Here is a 16,238-nt window from a genome sequence, read left to right as displayed (position 1 = left end):
TACTTCTTAACCATTACAAAGCCCTGCCACTCAAGGCAGGGCTTTGCTTTTGGGGGATACTACTTCCCCATCTCACGATAGTGAAAAAACTTCCCCTACACTGCCTAAACCGTTTGACAGTGCACCAGTTAAGTCATATCTTGCATGGCTTAGCTCGTAAATGTGGCGGCCATAAAGACCGTTGGACCGAATAAACTTAGACTCGTCGGAGGGTACCGTTGAAGGAATTCACGACCGACAAAATCAGAAACATCTGCCTGACCGGACAGCGCGGCTGCGGAAAAACCAGCCTGGGTGATACTGTCTCATTTTTGGTCGGGGCCAATACCCGCATCGGCAACGTCGATGACGGTAGTTCCCTGCTGGATCATCTGGACGCTGAAATGTCCAGAAACACCACTCTTACATCGAAGCTGCTCGCTTGCGACTGGCAGGGAACTAAACTGAACATCCTTGATAATCCCGGCCACCCGGATTTCATCGGCGAATTGTTTGGCACGCTCAAAGTCGCCGAATCCGCCATAATGCTGATCAATGCCGTAGCCGGTGTCGAAGTCGGCACCCAGATTCAATGGGAAGCGTTCAACAGTCAGAACATCAGCCGGTGCTTCTTCCTGAACAAGATGGAAAATGAGAACGTTATCTGGAAGAATAACATCTCCGGTCTCAAAGAAGCTTTCGGTGACGCGGTTGCCCCGGTACAGATTCCTATTGGGGAATCAGCCGGATTCAAGGGAATTGTCGATGTTATCGGTAAAAAAGCATACACCTTCGACGATAAGGGGAAACCCGTACCGACCGACATCCCGGCAGATATCAAAGACGCCGTTGAATCCCAGCGCGAGAAGCTGATAGAGTTGGCCGCTGAAGGTGACGATGCCCTCATGGAGAAGTACTTCGAGGAAGGGACTCTATCCGAGGAGGAATTTACCCGAGGCTTCAAACTGAGTATCAAATCAGGTAAAGCCTTCCCGGTGCTTTGCGGCTCAGCCAAGAAAAACATGGGGATTACCCTCCTGCTCGATTTCGCGGCTCGCTTCCTTCCCGCTCCGTCCGAGCGAAAGGTTGAAGTTGTCAAAACCGGAACTGAAGAGAAATCCGAGATCGCCTATGATGCCTCCGCCAAGCCTCTTGGGTACGTATTCAAGATCATGTCCGAGAGTCACTTGGGAGATCTTACTTTTGTCAAATTGATCACCGGCACATTAAAGTCCGGTCAGGATCTCGTCAATCAGCAAACCGGAAATGCCGAGCGTGTAACACAGATGTACACCCTTCAGGGCAAAAACCGTATCGAGCTAACCTCAGGCATAGCCGGAGACATCGTTCTTCTGGTAAAATTAAAAGGTACCCATACCGGCAACACCCTTGCAGCCGCCGATGTCAAGCTAACCATTCCACCGACTGTGTACCCCAACCCGGTAATGGATGTAGCAATCAAGAGCAAATCGAAGGGTGACGAGGACAAAATAGCCAACGGTCTCGCCAAGCTTCATGAAGAAGACCCTACTTTCAAGCTGATCGCCGATCCGGCTCTGGCTCAACAGGTTCTGTATGGCCAGGGGCCAACCCATATTGAGGTTCTTACCGAGAAACTCAAGGCTCGTTATGGGGTTGAAGTAGAGTTGTGCAAGCCGCGAATTCCTTATCGTGAGACGATCAAGGGCAAGGCTGACACACAATATCGTCACAAGAAACAGTCCGGTGGCCGCGGTCAGTTTGGTGAGGTTCATATCAAAATGGAACCGACCGATCGTGGTGCCGGTTTTGAGTTTGTAGATGAAATCAAGGGCGGAGTGATTCCGTCCAAATTCATCCCGGCGGTCGAAAAAGGTGTTGTTGAAGCCATGACCAACGGCGGTCTGGCCGGATCGCAGATCGTTGACGTACGTGTTCGCCTTTATTACGGTAAATACCACGACGTCGACTCCTCCGATATGGCCTTCAAAATCGCCGGCTCCATGGCCTTCAAACAAGCCTTCATGGATGCCAAACCGGTTCTCCTGGAACCGATATACAACGTCGAAGTCACCGTTCCGGATGAATACACCGGCGACGTAATGGGTGATCTTTCATCCCGTCGCGGTAAGGTGGCCGGCATGGACCCGTCCGGCAAGAATCAGATCATTCGGGCTACTGTACCCCAGTCCGAGCTGTATCAGTATGCTGTCGATCTACGGTCCATGACTCAGGGACAGGGTTTCTACTCGGTTGAGTTCTCTCATTACGAGGAAGTCCCGTTCGACGCGGCTCAGAAGATTATCGCTGAAGCCAAAGCCGAACGTGAGGCTGAGGGTTAATCTTTCAGTCTGCCCTATACGAAAAGACAAAGCGCCGGTCTTGATTAGATCGGCGCTTTTTCATTTTGAAGAGATACCGGATTACAGGCTCCTCAGCCTGCGTAATTCAACGTTATGCCTCTCTCATGAGACAACGTTCTATTTCACCCAGATACATACGATGGTAGTCTTTATTCGGATACTCCGAATGGATTTTCGGATCAAGGAAACCTCTGGGATCAAGATCCTGGATATAGTCTTTCCGGCATTCCAAAACTAGTCGAGCCTGCTCAAATGAAACTGCTCCAGACTCGGTAGAAAACGGTGTCAACCCGGTCTCGGTGGCCTTATCATGATCGCGGCCGGATTTTGTCCCACAGAATTTGAGGGCGTCGCGGTACTCCTCGGTAAAAAACGACAGGGTGAAACGGTCCGCTTGCTCCATGAATCCAAAGGTGTAACGCTGCGGGCGCACCACACACCAGCAGATATCCCTATTCCAGAGATGGCCGAATCCGCCCCAGGAAGCTGTCATGGTGTTGTATTTATCTATTGTCCCGGCGGTGACAAGCATCCAATCCCGACCAATAAGCTTGAAGACATTATCCGGGATATCAGTCGGTTTAATTATCTTAAAAGTCAAATTATCCTCCTTGTTCAGGGGACTGTTGGAAAAGCCATACACTTGGATATTCAGTAAACATAACTGTAATGCGGGCGACACAAGGCCGCTCGCTACGCGAGGTTAAGGTTATCTAACACGTAACGGCGGGGCTTGTTTCTGCCGCGATTGAGGTTTGTCAACAATCCCTCAAGTCTCAGGATCATGACAAACCAAAACACAGGAAACAATATAAGGCTCCGCAGAGCCATCCCAAAGGCTGATCCAATCAGAATGTGATATTCAATACACCGGGAAACACTAAAATATATTGACAGGTGCCCAAACGAGCAGTATAACTTAGATGATGGTTCAAGAACGTGTTCTCCAGTAATTTCGACCGATATGAACAGTTTGGGAGAACATGAAACGGCGGGAAACGAAAGGACTTAACTTGGTTAAAGCCTCTCTGACCGAACGACAGCGGCAGATACTTGAATACATCCAGGAGCAAATCAGCGAACGAGGTCATTCTCCGACAATACGCGAGATTGGCGCTCGATTCGGAATTAACTCAACAAACGGTGTCCGAACCCATTTATCGGCTCTGCAGAAAAAGGGCTATATCAAGAAAGAAGCGCTTATTTCACGCGGTCTGGCCCTGGCTAGAGACCTGGTCGGAAATGTGGGGCGCGTACCGCTGGTCGGCTCTGTCCCGGCCGGACGCCCGATCGATGCTATTGAAAACATTGAGGGAGATATCGCTGTTGACCTGACTTTTCTGCCCAAAGGTGACTCGTTTACCCTCCGAGTAAACGGCGACTCAATGAAAATGGCCGGGATTTTCGATGGTGACCTGGTTCTCGTTCGCAAACAACAGGTGGCCAACAAAGGAGATATCGTGGTGGCGCTCATCGATGGTGAGGCCACGGTAAAGAGATATTTCCCCGAAGGAAACCAGATTCGATTACAACCGGAAAACGACGCTTACGAGCCAATCATCGTAGACCGTAGTTCAGGCGAATTCCATATAGCAGGCATTGTTGTGGGATTGATGCGTAAAATGGCTCGGTAAACAAGCACGACCGTAAAAAACTCTTTCCGTTATTCTCCTCCATGAGAAAAGCCCGCCGACTTTCGAGTCGACGGGCTCTGCCGTTTATTGGTAGAACATCTACGTTATTTATTCATAACGGCTTCAACCTCGATAATGATAGTCACATCGTTGCCCACCATCAGCCCGCCATTATCAAGCATTGAGTTATAAGAGACACCGAAATCCTGACGATCAATGACGGTTGTTGCCGAAAAACCGGCTCGGGTGTTACCCCAGGGATCCTGCTGGATACCGTTGAACTCGGCATCGAAAGTAATCTGTTTGGTCACCCCGCGCATCGTCAGATCACCTGTCATCTTAAAGGTATTGCCGTTTCCCGGATCAATCTTTGTCGATTTGAAAGCCATTGTCGGGTATACGCTGACATCGAAGAAATCACCACTACGAAGATGCTCATCCCGTTTTTCATTATCAGTGTCAATAGAAGCCATTTGTATCGAGGCTTCAACTGAGGCATTTTTCAGATCCCTGCCGTCAAAGACAATCGTGGCGCTAAAATCGTCGAATTTACCATTCACTCTGGATATAACCATGTGTGAGACTTTGAATCCAACCGAAGAATGCGCTTTGTCGACATCCCATGTTTCCGCCCTGGTTGTCAGTCCAATGACAAGTATCAGACTCAATAAAGTAATAGCAATTTTACTAGTTTTCACGGAAGTCTCTCCTGTGATTATGCTGTCGTTTAACTCACGCCAAAACAACACTAAAAGAGACTTGATTGTTCCGACAAGTTACTGCCACCCTTAGCTACCAACGTACTCCCCTATGCCCTATTAGCTTAGCCCCGTTATCTACAGTTTTGCTTGACGCTGCCTGACCGCCTCAAACAGAGTCACTCCTGCCGCAACAGAGAGATTGAGACAACTCACGGAGCCCTGCATCGGGATACTGACCAGATAATCGCACAACTCCCGGGTCAGCCTTCGGACACCTTTTCCCTCAGCTCCAATGACGATCCCGAGCGGTCCGGACATATCAGCCTCATACAGAGACCGGGCTTCTTCATCGCCGGTCCCGATAATCCACAGACCCAGATCTTTTAACTGCTTGAGGCAACGAGCCAGATTCGTAACTCGGGCAATCGGGATTTTTTCTGCCGCTCCGCAGGCAACTGTTCTGGCCACATTGGTTACGGCCACAGTTCGATCCCGCGGGATGATCACTCCCGTCACTCCGGCAGCGTCAGCTGTTCGGAGACAGGCGCCAAGATTGTGGGGATCCTGGATGCCGTCGAGGATCAACACCAGCGGCGGCGTCGAGGACTCTTCCACGAGCATATAAAGGTCCTCTTCTCCGACATAGCGAACTTCACCCGAAAAATCGGTATGTTCATGTCGACGTCCGGATTGCGATCTCGGTCTGTTGCCCATTGGTCTCCAAGGCTGAGTATGTTGATTGTCGCTGCATTACTAGCGCTGTCCGACAACAAAGTCAAGCAGCTTTGTTTGATATCATCTGATACAGTTAAATTCCTTGCCCGGGACACTGTTTTTGTCAATATTATCGACCGTTGTACTGTGTCGGGCTTCAATTTCAAAAGGCACGATTTTAAGCCGAGACGGTATAAGCTAAAACGACAAAGGAGTGTTGAATGACGCGCAGACATACGTGGATGGTTTTCTTTTTTAGTCTCGTAATAATGCTGCTTCAGGTGTCCTGTGGTGATGACGACAGTACCGACAGCACGTCCACTATCCCCGGCGAAAGCTGGGTTATTCGTGCCACCGGCACCTCGAACTATCTTATGGACGTTGCTTGTTCGGGAGATCACTTCGCAGCGGTCGGACAAGACGGCACATTCATGACATCGACCAACGGAGTTCTCTGGGAGCAGCCCGATTCCATAACATCCACCTACATGTACGGCGTTGAATGGATCGAAGACCGTTTCGTAGCCGTGGGCGACTCCAGCCGCATTTGGATTTCGACCGACGGCACCACCTGGACCGTACCCGATTCTATCGAGGAAGACGAAGACTGGATGTACGGGATCGGAGGCAATTCTGAGATTATGCTGGCGGTCGGCGAATCAGGGCTGATTCTTCACTCTACCGACCAAGGTCAGAACTGGTTCCTGCCTGACAGTACGGTCGATGAACTGGCTACTTCAGCTAATCTGCACGCCGTAACCTGGTCCGAAGAAGAGGAACTGTTCGTCGCTGTTGGCGGCAGCGGAACCATCATCACTTCGGCGGACGGCCGCGTCTGGACATTGGCGGCATCCAGTCTCGATGCCTGGTTATACGATGTTACCTGGTCGCCTGATTTTGGACTGTTCGTTGCGGTAGGTCAGGACGGCCATATTATCACTTCTCCCGATGGCAAAATATGGACCTTGCGTGAGTCACGACTTGGGGCTTACTTATTCGATGTCGCCTGTTCCGACACCCGCATAGTGGCAGTCGGTCTTAACGGTCTGGTTCTGTCGTCTGAAGACGGCATTACCTGGACTCTGCGCGGTTCCGATTACACTCAGCATCTGCGGGGCGTCGTCTGGTCTAGCTCCGATCAATTGTTCGTGGCTGTTGGCCTCGGCCAGGGAGTGCGGACATCATCCGACGGTATTACCTGGACCACACAATTCGACGGTCTCGATATTGATCTTTACGGTGTCACCTATCTTCCGAACGATGACACTCTTTGCCTGGCGGCCGGCTCACACGGCACGATTCTGGCGTCCTACGGCGGTCTGAACTGGCGGCTTGCTTTCAGCGGCCTCGAATACACTCTTTACGATATTGCTCATCTCGGCACGGATAAAATCGTAGCCGTAGGCGACCAGGGTGCCGTCCTGAGCAGTACGGACGGCGGTCAGAGCTGGACTGCCAGTCAGCCTACAATCAACACCTTTCTTGGTGTCACCGCTGCCGGTAACAGCTTTGTGGCAGTCGGGCGCTATGGAACGATTTTCACGACCGAGGACATGGTTAATTGGCATCAGGAAACCAGTATCGTTGAACAGGAGCATTTGAACGCTGTTACATCACACGGGGATCAAGTCATCGCTGTAGGTGAACAGGGAGCCATGCTTGAGGCTTCGACAACCGATCTTTCCAGTTGGTCCGAAATTGACTTCCCGATCGATACGTTGGATCTGTACGGAATCGCATGGATCGACTCCATGTACATTGTGGTGGGAGCAAACGGATCTATTTATACCTCTCCCGACGGCGCAACCTGGACGGAGCAATTGTGGGATGTCGACGACACCGATGATCTGGTGCAGCTAAACGGAGTGGCTGCTTCCAACAAGCGTTTCGTTACCGTTGGAGTGGGGCTTAATATCGTGATTTCGTCTGACGGTGAAACCTATACGAGACAAGTATATTACGACAGCGGATCGCTTGAAGATGTCACCTGGACAGGCGGACGTTTCGTTGCCGTAGGCTGGGGCAACGCCATTTTTACCAGCCCGTGATAAAAGCATACCAAATAACTATTATCTGATAAATGTCGGCCCCAGCCTCGCTATGCGTGACTGGGGCCTTTGCTCGGGGCCGGTGCTCCTCCCGGATTGGTTATACCGACCATCTGGTCGGCGCCGTTCCCCGCCTCGGTCCGGCTATGACAACCACCCGGGTGTGCTCCGGAGCCGCCCCTAAGCTGGGCGATGCGTGTATTCGCGGATCAAGCTCTCCAGAAGCTGTTTGTCAGGTGCCGAGATATTAACAAACTCTAGCCCGGTGTCATAGAATCCCGGAAACTCCGGATTCATGTCAAGGGTATTCCATACTCCGGAGGCGTCAAATAATAGCTGGCGACTCATTTCATATTCCTTCGGGAGTTCGATCGATAACTGGAGTACTTCATCAAGTTTAACCTGATTTTCACCGAACAACCGAATCCCGGAGTCGGAAATATCCACCACTCGACCCAGAGGTTGATTGGTTATCCTATCTCGAACGGTAACGTAGTAATTCAAGCGTTTTCGATTTATGATCCGCTTTTCGTTCATGCAAGCCCTCCTTCGTCCGAAGCGTTATGCGCTCCGTGGCTATCCGTTATGCTCAAAGACCTCCGGAATCGGCCCAGACAACTCTGAGGTCTGTTATTAGCAGTTATTCATCCGATGTCAGGCAGGATGTAAGGCTCAGCCCCAGAGCCCATCAGTCAGACGGATATGTGTCATCTAACCCGTGTATATATATAAGAACGGCGTTTGACGATATCTATGCAAGCTAATAATCCAAGGTGACGGTCAAAGGACTGTCTAACCTGTTGAATTTGATGATATTGTACTTCTTTTGAACAAGTCCTGAAGGCGCCGGATCGAACCATAGAAAAGTTGATGAACTCCATCGAGACCGATACCTCCCCGGTCCGGAGAGTATTCGTCCATACGACTCCATTTTCGTTGCATCACCTTCCCCCCATCGTTATCATCGAAGTGGTAAAAAGATCATAACCGGAGGAAACCGATAATGAGAGATACCAGGAAATTTATCACACACATCTTGCCGCTGTTGATTTCAGCTTTACTGATTTTAATAGGACTGGCCTGTTCTGGAGACAAAACACCTACGGCAGCGATTAAGATCGGCGTCGACAGCCTGACCACCGACGACGGTGTCAACATCAAATACGAAGTTCACTCACTCGGTGATACAACTCTGCTTTTCGTGCATTGCTGGATGTGCGACCGTCATTTCTGGGACAATCAGGTTCAAGTGTTTGGAGACAGTTTTCAGGTGATCACCATGGACCTGGGCGGACACGGTGAGTCCTCTACCAATCGCAAAGATTATACGGTTCAGGCTTTTGGCGCAGACGTGGCAGCACTTATGAACAAACTTGATCTGCATAATGTGATCATTGTCGGTCATTCGATGGGCGGAGCGGTCATGATCGAGGCTGCCCGACAAGCACCAGAACGTGTCATCGCCTTGATCGGTATCGACAATCTTCAGGAACTCAAACAGCATTTTACACCGGAACAGGTTGCGGAGGTCCTTAAACCTCTCCGGGATGATTTCGTCGGCTATTCACGCGAGTATTTACGTCAGCTATGGATGCCCTGGACCGATACGCTGATTTACTTCCCGATCGTCGAAGAAATGATAACCCGGCCTCCTGAAGTTGGTATCCCGTCGATCTCGAACGTCTTAACCTATGACTATGCAACGGCCCTCAAGGATGTTCATGTCCCTATCTGGTGTATCAACTCGAACCGTTATCCGACCGATGTTGCAGGGAATCGCGAAGTGGTGGATATTTTCGGTGTAACTATTATCAGGAACATCGGGCATTTTCCTCAGATAGAGGAACCCAAACGGTTTAACGAAGCCCTCTGGACCACTTTAAGAGACAGCCTTCCGCTCGTTCTACCGTTAGAGCATTGATCGTCAAGACAATAAAGCGGGCGCCCGAAAAGGACGTCCGCTTTTTAATTTCAGCTACACGGCCAGAGACAAAGATACTTGTAATCTCTGCTACATGTTTCCCAAGCCACCTAACATCGCTAATCCGCCTACGAGCATACTGATAATCCACCCGGCGACACCGATAAGCATCAAAACCCCGTTGATAACAAAATAGGTTTTAAGTTTGTTAAGCGCATCGATTAGCATACTCTTATCGCCGTTCATCTGGCCGCCATCGATTGAACCGGCGGCCTTGAACAGCAAATAGCCGAGCCAGATCGGCAACCAGGCAATAATGATTCCAATAAGCGTAAGGGCAGCCAGGATACCCATGATCATATTGACCACACCGAGCAGCTTGAGCCAGAATTTGGCTTGATAAATGGGCAGACTGATCTCTTTTACGATAGTCCGTTCATCGATATTGATGCTTTGCTCCTCCATCGAGCCCTCCTAATGGTTAGATTCAACTGTACCAGAGTTTCTTTTGCTTATGATATGGAACACACTTACGCCTGTCAACATCAATAAGATAACCGATGACAACCTCCACATTGCTTTGGCTAGATATCGATCCAGTCATCGAGGAATTGGCAGACATCTATCCGATTGTGGTCCGGATCATAAAATGTCATCCAGGTGATGAAGTCGCCGTACCTGATTTCGGAGCATTGCACACCACTTCCGAGGAGATGAAGTCGGCATTCAAAAGCGTTATCGGTACGAAGCACGAAGCACGGGATATTGATCTCATTCTGTGATTGAGCCGAAGCCTCATCCGGCTCTTCTTCCTGTAATGCGATGAACGCCTTGCCGCCGGCCCTATACAGAACCATCTTCTCGTTGACCGGTCGCTCGTATTCGAGACCGAGGATATCTTCGTAGAACTGCTGACTGCGCTTCATGTCGCTCACCGGCACTACTGCCGCGTGCAGTTCGGTGAAGATGTCATGTTTGGAGATACTGTGCATACTGATCCTGAATTCTATTGTAGTTTCCGTCGTTTCTAATGGTGCTTTCGCGCATGTTGCTCTGCTGTTTGTATTCAACGTAGTTCATCCGCACACGTCGCTCCTGCGAGAAAGCACGAGCCTATCTTCTTTTAGGTGCCCCACCCCTCGGGTGGGATTTTGTGTGTGCAGAACCGACACCCCGCACACGTTGCTCCTGCGTAGGCCGGAGCCTGTCTTTTTCTTCCTTCAACTGGTCCCAGAACTATCTCAATGGCTGCTTTTCGTGCCCGGGGCCCCAAGACACGTCGCTCCTGCGAAGGCCGCGAGATGCCAATCTACCCAAGTGGCTCTAGTAGTCCAGGTAGAAATCGGTGATGTACAGACCAGCGCTCTTGTCCTCCCGGTGCCGACCAAATACCATCCAAGGCACTGAAGGTTGATCCCTGACACCGTTGGCTCTGGGCACGGCGACGATTGTAGTCTGGCTGGTGATAACACGTGCCTCACCTGTAACTGGATCGCGAGACATGATCGAGTCGCGATCCGAGATCATGCTTATTAGAAAGCTAGCAACTAGAGAGTTCGCCGGCACTCGTCGTGTCTCGCGGATTTCGTGAAATAGACTCACTCTCCCCCCCGAGTCCACCCTGATGTGCTTTGCGGCCTCAAATGCTATCGTCACGCGGAAGTCCGGTTCTAATCCCTGACTTGCTTGCTGTCCATAAATCTCATTTGCTGTCCGCAGCATTAGCTTCACCTCTCTCATGGTGAAGTTGCGCTGCCTATTGACAAACTCATTGAGGAACGTCGTTACCTGCCCCTTTCGTGCGGCTCCTGTCCACCTGATCTGAGGCGCATCCTCGTGCACCCACTCCCCATCGAAGAGACCTCGGTCAAATGCTTCCGCCACGAATCTATCCAGTTTGGGAGGAGACGGATTGAACTCAAGAAAGCAGTCTACGCACTTGTTATAGGCCTCCCTGCGTTCCTCAAAGTCCTTCAGTCCAACTGGCGCCACAACCAATACCGTTGCCTTGAGGTTTGGCTGTGACAGGAACTGGCTAAGGGTCTCCAAGAAGAACGTTCCGCTCGGTCCAGACCTGTCAACATCCTCGGCCACGATCACTATTCGGTCACCACGAGAGTTCAGAAGATCTGTGAATATTCTCTGGATGTCACTTATGCGGACGGCCGGCGGCTTGGTGAACGCCTCCTGAAGGCCGCTGACTACTCCATCCAGCCCGACAACCCCAGCTATCGCCTTTCCGGTGCCCCACCCGACTTGAGCTTTCTTGGACACTCCTGATAAGTCGGCTGTAGCCGCCTCCTTATCGCCCAGCTGTTCTGCCACGTCCAGGACGAATCCTTCCCACAGATCTCGTCTGTCAGGGTACTTCCACGCATCGAAATTGACCCAGGTTAAGCGGTCTCTGAGCATCTTCTCGACTTGGTATAGTACGGTGCTCTTGCCACACCCATAAGGTCCTACGATCGCTAGTATGCCCGACCGTTGAATGCCAGCGATGAAGCCAGCGTACTTTTCGACGGTGTCCGTAACATCAAGCAGATCCTCGACTCTACAATCTTCCTTCAGCAACTCAGGCCTGGCTATGAACGATTCCATCTCAGAATCTGTCTCCCACCACTTGTGTTTGCTTTCTCCTCAGATGATAGTCCGGAGGATTGTGAGAGTCAATAACACATGCAGTCTCCTCACACCAAAAAGCCCTCCTGACTGTTGTCAGGAGGGCTTTGTATTTATAACCCGGCGACTTTCTACTCTCCCACACCGTCTCGGGTGCAGTACCATCGACGTAGACGGGCTTAACTTCTGTGTTCGGAATGGGAACAGGTGTGGCCCCGTCGCTATCATCACCGGGAAACTTGAATAGTAACTTCTATCGACACCGATCGGTATCGCCCAACAGGCTGTGTTGGGCAGCAAATGGGATGACTTAACAGAGAAATTTAACGGTTAAGCCGCACGACCTATTAGTATCACTCGGCTAAATGTATCACTACACGTATACCTGTGACCTATCAACCTGGTCATCTTCCAGGGGTCTTATAGACTTTCGTCTGGGAGATCTAATCTTGGAGTGGGCTTGGCACTTAGATGCTTTCAGCGCTTATCCCTTCCCAACGCAGCTACCCTGCGATGCATCTGGCGACACAACAGGTGCACTGGCGGTTGGTTCAACCTGGTCCTCTCGTACTAGGGTCGAATCTCCTCAAATCTCCTACGCCCGTATCAGATAGGGACCGAACTGTCTCACGACGTTCTAAACCCAGCTCACGTACCACTTTAATTGGCGAACAGCCAAACCCTTGGGACCTTCTCCAGCCCCAGGATGTGATGAGCCGACATCGAGGTGCCAAACCCCCTCGTCGATATGGACTCTCGGAGGAGATAAGCCTGTTATCCCCGGAGTACCTTTTATCCGTTGAGCGACGGCGCTTCCATCCGCTGCCGCCGGCTCACTAAGACCTGGTTTCCCACCTGCTCGACATGTCTGTCTCGCAGTTAAGCTCCCTTATACCTTTGCGCTCTACAGCCGATTACCATCCGGCCTGAGGGAACCTTTGCGCGCCTCCGTTACATTTTTGGAGGCAACCGCCCCAGTTAAACTACCCGCCTGACACTGTTCCTGAGCCAGATTCATGGCCCAAGGTTAGATGTTCAATAACATAAGGGTGGTATTTCACCGGTGGCTCCACCGACACTAGCGTGCCAGTTTCAACGCCTCCCACCTATGCTACACATACGATACCAAACACCAATGTCAGGTTATAGTAAAGGTTCACGGGGTCTTTCCGTCCCGATACGGGTAAACGGCATCTTCACCGTTGCTACAGTTTCACCGGGCCTCATGTTGAGACAGAGAAGCAGTTGTTATACCATTCGTGCAGGTCGGAATTTACCCGACAAGGAATTTCGCTACCTTAGGACCGTTATAGTTACGGCCGCCGTTTACTGGGGCTTCAATTCAGAGCTGCAAGTCCGAAGACCATGACTCCTCCTTTTAACCTTCCAGCACCGGGCAGGTATCGGACCCTATACATCGTCTTATTAGACTTAGCAGAGTCGTGTGTTTTTAGTAAACAGTCACCGCTTCCGTTTCACTGCGGCCACTTTCAGCTCCAAACGCAAGTAATTCACCTACTTGTGGCACTCCTTATTCCGAAGTTACGGAGTCAGTTTGCCTAGTTCCTTAACATGAGTTAACCCGAGCACCTTAGGATACTCTCCTCGCCTACCTGTGGCGGATTGCGGTACGGACGACAAAGTAACTATCATAGAGGTTTTTCTTGGCAGCATGATTACGATCAGTTCTGGTCTATGACCACCCCATTACGTCTCAATGTTAGGATCGTGGATTTGCCTGCGATCCCCATCTACACGCTTAGACCGGCACAACCATCAGCCGGCTGACCTTCACTTCTGCGTCACCCCATAGATTAAAACGCGACTTCGCCGGTACAGGAATTTTGGCCTGTTTTCCATCGCCTACGCCTTTCGACCTCGGCTTAGGTTCCGACTAACCCTGGGAGGTTTAACCTTCCCCAGGAAACCTTAGGCTTACGGTGAGCAAGTTTATAGTCTTGCTTTATCGCTACTCGTTCCGACATAATCTCTTGTCTGAGATCCAACCAATCTTTCGATTGACATTCGACTCGCAGACAATGCTCCCCTACCGCTCGTGCAAGCACGAACCCATAGCTTCGGTGCCATGCATAGTCCCTTAAATTATCGGCGCAGGATCACTAGACTAGTGAGCTGTTACGCACTCTTTAAATGATGGCTGCTTCTGAGCCAACATCCTAGCTGTTTAAGTAATTCCACATCCTTTACCACTTAGCATGACTTCGGGACCTTAGCTGATGGTCTGGGTTGTTTCCCTCTCGGCAATGAAGCTTATCCCACACTGCCTGACTCCCGGAGAACATCTTACGGCATTCGGAGTTTGGTTGGGGTTGGTAACCTTGTGGGGCCCCTAGCCCATCCAGTGCTCTACCTCCGTAAGACTATAATCCGAGGCTAACCCTAAAGTTATTTCGGGGAGAACCAGCTATCTCCAGGTTTGATTGGCCTTTCACCCCTATGCACAGCTCATCGCCCAGCTTTTCAACGCTGGTGCGTTCGGACCTCCGATTCGTTTTACCGAACTTTCATCCTGGCCATGCATAGATCACCTGGTTTCGGGTCTACTCCCTGCCACTTATCGCCCTATTCAGACTCGCTTTCGCTACGGTTGCGCTAGTGTATAGCTTAGCCATGCGACAGAGAAGTAACTCGCCGGATCATTATTCAATAGGCACGCCGTCAGTCCAACGGTCTCGAAAGACCGTTTTTCCTCCGACCGCTTGTAGGCACACGGTTTCAGGTACTATTTCAATCCCCTTCCGGGGTGCTTTTCACCTTTCCCTCACGGTACTAGTTCACTATCGGTCACGGGATAGTATTTAGCCTTACCAGATGGTCCTGGCGGATTCAAACCGGATTTCACGTGTCCGGCCCTACTTGGGAAATCCGAAAGGAGCCACATGCATTTCGGTTACGGGGCTTTCACCCTGTATCGCCGAACTTTCCAGATCGTTCACCTATACATGCGGTTTGTAACTCCTCGGCTCGACTGCCATCGAACCTATCGGCTCCCACGACCCCGGTAGCACAACACTGGCAGGTTTTAGCGTGCACACCGGTTTAGGCTCTTCCCCGTTCGCTCGCCACTACTAGGGGAATCACAATTGTTTTCTCTTCCTGGGGGTACTTAGATGTTTCAGTTCCCCCCGTTTGCCTCGTACACCTATGTATTCAGTGCACGATAACCAGGCATAACCCTGGTTGGGTTGCCCCATTCGGACATCGCCGTCTCAAAGGTTGTTTGCACCTAAACGACGCTTATCGCAGCTTACCACGTCCTTCATCGCCTTCCCGTGCCAAGGCATCCACCATGTGCCCTTAATAGCTTAACCGAATTTTGTTAAAGCCTCGTTAAGAGCATCCCTTAGGCTGCATATGAAACACAGCCTGTTGGAAAATACCTATTTACGTATCAATAGGAAGTTACTATTAAGTTGTCAAAGAGCCTTTATATAGTTAAGCGACTCATTTGCCGCTTTGCTATCCTAATCTGGAGATGACCGGGATCGAACCGGTGACCTGTGGCTTGCAAAGCCACCGCTCTCCCAACTGAGCTACATCCCCGTCGGTCGCTTGGCCGAAAAAGTGGGCCTAATTGGAGTTGAACCAATGACCTCACGCTTATCAGGCGTGCGCTCTAACCAACTGAGCTATAGGCCCATCATATCCATCCAAAGCCCACAATCGGCAGGCAAATTTATAAAAATAGTCGGACGAGAAGAAACCAACATCGAACAGTCGTATCGCTCGACCTAGATGTAACTGAGCCGAGTTAAGCTCAGTACACACCGTACTCCTTAGAAAGGAGGTGATCCAGCCACAGCTTCCGCTACGGCTACCTTGTTACGACTTAGCCCCAGTCATCGGTTTCACCTTAGGCGCCGCCGTCCTTGCGGTTCGGCAAACGACTTCGGGTGCTCCCAACTTCCGTGGCTTGACGGGCGGTGTGTACAAGCCCCGGGAACGTATTCACCGCTGCCTGCTGATCAGCGATTACTAGCGATTCCGCCTTCATGGAGTCGAGTTGCAGACTCCAATTCGAACTGGGACCGGTTTTGGGGATTAGCTCCACCTCGCGGTATTGCAACCTTCTGTACCGGCCATTGTAGTACGTGTGTAGCCCTGGACATAAGGGCCATGAGGACTTGACGTCATCCCCACCTTCCTCCAGCTTATCACCGGCAGTCTCCATAGAGTCCCCAGCATTACCTGATGGCAACTATGGACAGGGGTTGCGCTCGTTGCGGGACTTAACCCAACACCTCACGGCACGAGCTGAC

At 50.9% G+C, this 16,238-nt stretch carries 11 protein-coding genes, 2 tRNA genes and 3 rRNA genes; 4 read left to right on the top strand and 12 right to left on the bottom strand.

From position 1 onward, the window contains the following. The first annotated feature begins 218 nt into the window (after positions 1-218). A complete protein-coding gene (fusA, locus tag PLF13_14365; GenBank protein ID HOP08453.1) occupies positions 219-2,300 on the top strand; it encodes an elongation factor G in 2,082 nt (693 codons plus the stop codon). A gap of 112 nt (positions 2,301-2,412) precedes the next feature. Here fusA and PLF13_14360 read toward each other — a convergent pair whose 3' ends face one another. Continuing rightward, a complete protein-coding gene (locus PLF13_14360) occupies positions 2,413-2,922 on the bottom strand; it encodes a flavin reductase (GenBank protein ID HOP08452.1) in 510 nt (169 codons plus the stop codon). 382 nt (positions 2,923-3,304) lie between these two features. On the opposite strand from PLF13_14360, the gene lexA reads away from it, so the two are divergent. Continuing rightward, on the top strand, positions 3,305-3,955 hold the full coding sequence (gene lexA / locus PLF13_14355) for a transcriptional repressor LexA (GenBank protein HOP08451.1): 651 nt from the start codon (positions 3,305-3,307) through the stop codon (positions 3,953-3,955). A gap of 104 nt (positions 3,956-4,059) precedes the next feature. Here the strand turns inward: lexA and PLF13_14350 are convergent, their stop codons facing one another. Both PLF13_14350 and rlmB read right to left on the bottom strand, forming a co-directional pair. Next, positions 4,060-4,653: a YceI family protein gene (locus PLF13_14350; GenBank protein ID HOP08450.1), complete on the bottom strand. Its 594-nt coding sequence runs from the start codon at positions 4,651-4,653 to the stop codon at positions 4,060-4,062. A 138-nt stretch (positions 4,654-4,791) separates the two neighbouring features. Further along, the gene (gene rlmB, locus PLF13_14345; GenBank protein ID HOP08449.1) at positions 4,792-5,370 is read right to left on the bottom strand and encodes a 23S rRNA (guanosine(2251)-2'-O)-methyltransferase RlmB; all 579 of its coding nucleotides are present in this window, start codon (positions 5,368-5,370) and stop codon (positions 4,792-4,794) included. A gap of 221 nt (positions 5,371-5,591) precedes the next feature. On the opposite strand from rlmB, the gene PLF13_14340 reads away from it, so the two are divergent. Further along, on the top strand, positions 5,592-7,418 hold the full coding sequence (locus tag PLF13_14340) for a hypothetical protein (GenBank protein ID HOP08448.1): 1,827 nt from the start codon (positions 5,592-5,594) through the stop codon (positions 7,416-7,418). Positions 7,419-7,598: 180 nt separating this feature from the next. On the opposite strand, the gene PLF13_14335 is transcribed toward PLF13_14340, so the two are convergent. Continuing rightward, complete coding sequence (locus tag PLF13_14335; protein ID HOP08447.1) at positions 7,599-7,955, bottom strand: PilZ domain-containing protein; 357 nt, start codon at positions 7,953-7,955, stop codon at positions 7,599-7,601. Between the two features lie 466 nt (positions 7,956-8,421). Here PLF13_14335 and PLF13_14330 point away from each other — a divergent pair, with 466 nt between their 5' ends. Continuing rightward, positions 8,422-9,339, top strand: a complete 918-nt coding sequence (locus tag PLF13_14330; GenBank protein ID HOP08446.1) for an alpha/beta hydrolase — start codon at positions 8,422-8,424, stop codon at positions 9,337-9,339. A 90-nt stretch (positions 9,340-9,429) separates the two neighbouring features. Here PLF13_14330 and PLF13_14325 read toward each other — a convergent pair whose 3' ends face one another. The 8 genes from PLF13_14325 to PLF13_14290 form a co-directional block, all read right to left on the bottom strand. Continuing rightward, positions 9,430-9,804 (bottom strand): DUF5362 family protein, encoded by a 375-nt coding sequence (locus PLF13_14325; GenBank protein ID HOP08445.1) that lies wholly within the window; start codon positions 9,802-9,804, stop codon positions 9,430-9,432. A gap of 119 nt (positions 9,805-9,923) precedes the next feature. Further along, a complete protein-coding gene (locus PLF13_14320) occupies positions 9,924-10,331 on the bottom strand; it encodes a VOC family protein (GenBank protein HOP08444.1) in 408 nt (135 codons plus the stop codon). A gap of 331 nt (positions 10,332-10,662) precedes the next feature. After that, on the bottom strand, positions 10,663-11,937 hold the full coding sequence (locus tag PLF13_14315) for a P-loop NTPase fold protein (GenBank protein ID HOP08443.1): 1,275 nt from the start codon (positions 11,935-11,937) through the stop codon (positions 10,663-10,665). A gap of 139 nt (positions 11,938-12,076) precedes the next feature. Further along, positions 12,077-12,193: ribosomal RNA gene (gene rrf / locus PLF13_14310) — 5S ribosomal RNA — on the bottom strand. A 91-nt stretch (positions 12,194-12,284) separates the two neighbouring features. Further along, positions 12,285-15,290, bottom strand: a 23S ribosomal RNA gene (locus PLF13_14305). Between the two features lie 159 nt (positions 15,291-15,449). Continuing rightward, positions 15,450-15,522, bottom strand: a tRNA-Ala gene (locus PLF13_14300). 22 nt (positions 15,523-15,544) lie between these two features. After that, a tRNA-Ile gene (locus PLF13_14295) sits at positions 15,545-15,618 on the bottom strand. Positions 15,619-15,759: 141 nt separating this feature from the next. Next, a 16S ribosomal RNA gene (locus PLF13_14290) occupies positions 15,760-16,238 on the bottom strand; the annotation flags it as partial.

Source organism: Candidatus Zixiibacteriota bacterium (assembly GCA_035380245.1).
Classification (GTDB): Bacteria; Zixibacteria; MSB-5A5; order GN15; family FEB-12; genus DAOSXA01.
Note: the sequence above shows the minus strand (reverse complement) of the source record. Positions and strands in the feature narration are given on the sequence as shown.

Bases quoted from the DNA above. Each gene is read 5' to 3' on its own strand.
- PLF13_14320 (HOP08444.1), bottom strand. From the start codon at position 10,331: ATGCACAGTATCTCCAAACATGACATCTTCACCGAACTGCACGCGGCA.
- PLF13_14330 (HOP08446.1), top strand. From the start codon at position 8,422: ATGAGAGATACCAGGAAATTTATCACACACATCTTGCCGCTGTTGATT.
- PLF13_14340 (HOP08448.1), top strand. From the start codon at position 5,592: ATGACGCGCAGACATACGTGGATGGTTTTCTTTTTTAGTCTCGTAATA.
- PLF13_14315 (HOP08443.1), bottom strand. From the start codon at position 11,937: ATGGAATCGTTCATAGCCAGGCCTGAGTTGCTGAAGGAAGATTGTAGA.
- lexA (HOP08451.1), top strand. From the start codon at position 3,305: ATGAAACGGCGGGAAACGAAAGGACTTAACTTGGTTAAAGCCTCTCTG.
- rlmB (HOP08449.1), bottom strand. From the start codon at position 5,370: ATGGGCAACAGACCGAGATCGCAATCCGGACGTCGACATGAACATACC.
- PLF13_14325 (HOP08445.1), bottom strand. From the start codon at position 9,804: ATGGAGGAGCAAAGCATCAATATCGATGAACGGACTATCGTAAAAGAG.
- PLF13_14335 (HOP08447.1), bottom strand. From the start codon at position 7,955: ATGAACGAAAAGCGGATCATAAATCGAAAACGCTTGAATTACTACGTT.